Annotated in this window: 2 protein-coding genes; both read right to left on the reverse strand. The window is 66.6% G+C overall.

The window, feature by feature from the left end; all coding sequences use genetic code 11:
- Positions 1-195 precede the first annotated feature (195 nt).
- A complete protein-coding gene (locus ACVCAG_RS45570) occupies positions 196-1,185 on the reverse strand; it encodes a substrate-binding domain-containing protein (protein WP_440089894.1) in 990 nt (329 codons plus the stop codon).
- A 221-nt stretch (positions 1,186-1,406) separates the two neighbouring features.
- Entirely contained in the window at positions 1,407-2,537 is a 1,131-nt protein-coding gene (locus ACVCAG_RS45575; RefSeq protein WP_440089892.1) for a lectin, read from the reverse strand.
- Positions 2,538-3,435: the final 898 nt, after the last annotated feature.

The following is a 3,435-nucleotide window of genomic DNA, read 5'->3' on the forward strand; positions in this document are numbered from 1 at the left end:
GATCTTGCCGTCGTCGGCGACCTTGCCACTGTCGGTGCCGGTGGCCGGCGTGCTCGTGCTACCGCAACCCGTCATCGTCAACGCGACGGCACCGACCGCGATCAGTGCCGAGATCTTTTTCAACATAGGGTTCCTTTCATGATGTGAGCGCCGACATTCACGTGGTGTCAACGCCCTTCCTGCTTCCGTGGGCGACTAGCGCACCGTCGCCGTGCTGGCTCTGAGAATGAGACGGGGAGGTACGACGTGCCGCTCGCGCACGTACGGCTCCCCCATCTCGATCTGCCGCACGAGCATGTCGATGCTGCGCCTGCCCACGGCCCCGAAGTCCTGTCTGACGGTCGTGAGAGGAGGGGAGAAGAACTCCGACTCCGGGATGTCGTCGAATCCCACGATGTTGATCTGGCCGGGGACCCTCACTCCTCGCTCCATGAGGGCCCGCAGCACGCCCAGAGCCATCTGGTCGTTGGCCACGAACACGGCGGTGACCTCGTCGATCATCGCGGCCAGCCGCTGCCCGGCACGGTAGCCGGAGCGTGGGCTCCAGTCGCCGGCCAGGAGGTCGGGGACCGGACGGCCCGCGGCGGTCAGCGCCTCGCGCCAGCCGTGCGCGCGGCCTTCTGCCTCCAGCCAGTTGGCCGGACCGCCGACGTGCCAGACCGTCTCGTGCTGCAGGTCCAGCAGGTGCCGGGTCGCCAGGATGGCACCCTCGACCTGGTCGACGCTGACCGCCGCCACGCTGTCCGTCCGGCCACCCTCGACGGCCACGGCCGGCATGCCGGCGGGCATGTCCTCCAGCGCCTCGGCCGCCGAACGCTGTGGGGCGACCACGACGATGCCGTCCACGCCCTGTTCGGTCAGATAGCCGATGGCGTCGAGCACCCTTGCCCTGTCGATGGTCCGAAGACTCACGATGCTGATGAAGTAGCCCGCGTTCCTGGCGGCCTGCTCGATGCCGTAGACCGTGCTCGCGGGACCGTACAGCGTCGTGTCGAAGCTGACGACCCCCAGCCGTCGGGAGTTCCTGGTGACCAGCGCTCGTGCGACGAGATTGCGCCGGTAGCCCAGCAGGTCGATCGCGCGCAGAACCTGGGCCCGGGTCTCCTCGCTGACGTTGGGATGGTCGTTGAGCACACGCGAGACCGTCTGGTGCGACACGCCCGCCATCTTCGCCACGTCCGCCATGATGGGCGGGCGACGCCTCGGGCCAGGTCCCACCCGGCGCTCCTCTCATGCGATCCAGGAAAACTGTGAGCGCTAACATCTTTTGTGCCGAGAACTTCACGTGTCACCGCGCAGGCCGGACACGAACGCCGATGAGTACGGCGTGCCGACTCCGGGGCGGGCTCTCGGGGCCGGCTTCCGCCATGCCCGCGCCTGAGACCGCCCCGCGCCCCTCACCCGGGTCAGACGCGGGTCCAGCGCTGGTTGGGGGCGCCGTTACAGGACCAGATCTGGAGTTTGACGCCGTTGGCGGTGGAGTAGTTGGGCACGTCCAGGCACTTGTTCGCACCGATGGCGGTGATGCTTCCGTCGCCGTTGAGGCGCCACTTCTGGTTGCTCTGGCCGTTGCAGTCCCAGATATGCACCAGCGCGCCGTCGGCGGTGCTCATGTTGGCCACGTCCAGGCACTTGTTGCCGTACACCCGGAGCTCACCCGCGCCGGTCGGCGTCCACTGCTGGTTGACCTGCCCGTTGCAGTCCCAGATCTGCACCTGCGCGCCGTTGGCCTGCGAGACGTTGGCGACGTCCAGGCATCTGCCCGAACCCACGCCGCGGATCCCGCTCACGGGCGAGGGCGTCGGCGTCGAACTGGGGCCGCCGGGCTGGCCGATGGTGCCGGGGACCGACTGGAGTGCCGCGTACCAGGCGGCGGCCATCTTGTCGTAGCCGCCGGCGGTGGGGTGGATGCCGTCGATCAGGTCGGACGTGGTCAGTTTGCTGTGCATGTCGACCAGGTGGACGCGCTTGCCACTGTTCACCTTGTTCTGCACGATGCCGGGGATGGCCGCGTTGAAGGTGCGGGCGGCGGCCTCCTGCCCGGAGTTGGACAGCGGGATGATGGTGGCGACGAACACGTCCGCGTCCGGCACGGTCGTCGTGATGCGGTCGATCAGGGTCGACAGCCGTTGGGGCGCACCGGCCACGTTGTAGTTCTGCAGGATGTCGTTGGTGCCGATGTGCAGCAGCACCGTGCGCGGGTTGTAGGTGCGCGCCCAGTTGGTGATGTTCGCGTCGATCTGGTCGATACGCCAGCCGGGGTGCCCCTGGTGGTCGTGGTCGCCCAGGCCGGCCGGCCCGTTGAACTGCGACCCGACGAAGTCCACCGTGTACCGCCCGGAGACCAGCCGCTGCCACAGGCCGATACGGTATCCGCCCGGCACCTGCGTTCCCTCGGTGATCGAGTCTCCCAGTGGCATGACCCGCACTCCGCCGTTGGACTCCGCGCCGGCGACGCTCGTCTGCGTCACCGCGCCCAGGGCGACCATGGTCACGGCCAGAAGCGCCGCACCGAACCACCGGCTCCACCCACGCATGCTCAACCTCTTTCCGGCAGCTGAGAGCAGTTACTGCTGACAGCTCGTGTAGCGCTAACGGTCTGTATTCGGGTCGCTCACCAACGAATGTCATGTGGTGGCGGGCGTGGCGGTCGGGCGTGGCGGCTCGGGCGCCTCGCAGGTGTCCCCGGTCGCCCGAGGGCCGCGAGACCCGATGTATCAGGCTGATCAGAGCTTTCGCCGTGCGGGAAAGCCTTCTGTTCAAGAGATCGGCGACCGTGAGGGGGAGGGAACCCGCGGATGTGGTGTCTGTACGGGATTCACGATCGCCGAGCATGTCTTTTGAGGGGAACACCAGGATGTGAGCGCTAACATTCCGTCTGCCGGTCGTGGCTCCTTCTCATCGAACGGTTGTGGTGGTGGAGCGGAGCAAACACTAGGTAGGGAGAAGCTGTCAAGAGTACGAAACATGGCGTGCCGGAAGAAGCGAGAGGCAAGCACGGTTCATCTGGTGCTTCATGGGTCACCGCATCGGGCCGGACAGGGCGATGTGATGAAAATTTCACAAGAGACGTCTCGACCCAGGTGGCGGAACCGTGGCTTCCCAGGGGTCAGGAGACGTTGGCGCAGGTGCAGGACATAGGTAGCAAGCAACGCGGACAGAACCTTTCTAGATGTGCTTGACACATTTTGTAATAGTTTCCACACTGAGTCCCCGAGACGGCCCCATGCCAAGTCGGTGGTGGGCGGCAGGGGCCGTCGACCGCGACGCCCCGGTGGTGTGCGTTCCCTGATGACGGGACGCGGCGTCGATCCTGCGGATTTCCCCTCGCGATTATCCGCTTCCGCGTTTCTGTGATGCAGTTATGGAGGCTCAGGCATGGGCACAAACGCCATACCCCCGCCCGGCACCCGGCGACCTCTCGGCGGCCTTCGC

It is taken from the genome of Streptosporangium sp. G12 (genome assembly GCF_052983175.1).

Coding starts and splice junctions, on each gene's coding strand:
- ACVCAG_RS45575 (WP_440089892.1), bottom strand. CDS start 2,537: ATGCGTGGGTGGAGCCGGTGGTTCGGTGCGGCGCTTCTGGCCGTGACC.
- ACVCAG_RS45570 (WP_440089894.1), bottom strand. CDS start 1,185: ATGGCGGACGTGGCGAAGATGGCGGGCGTGTCGCACCAGACGGTCTCG.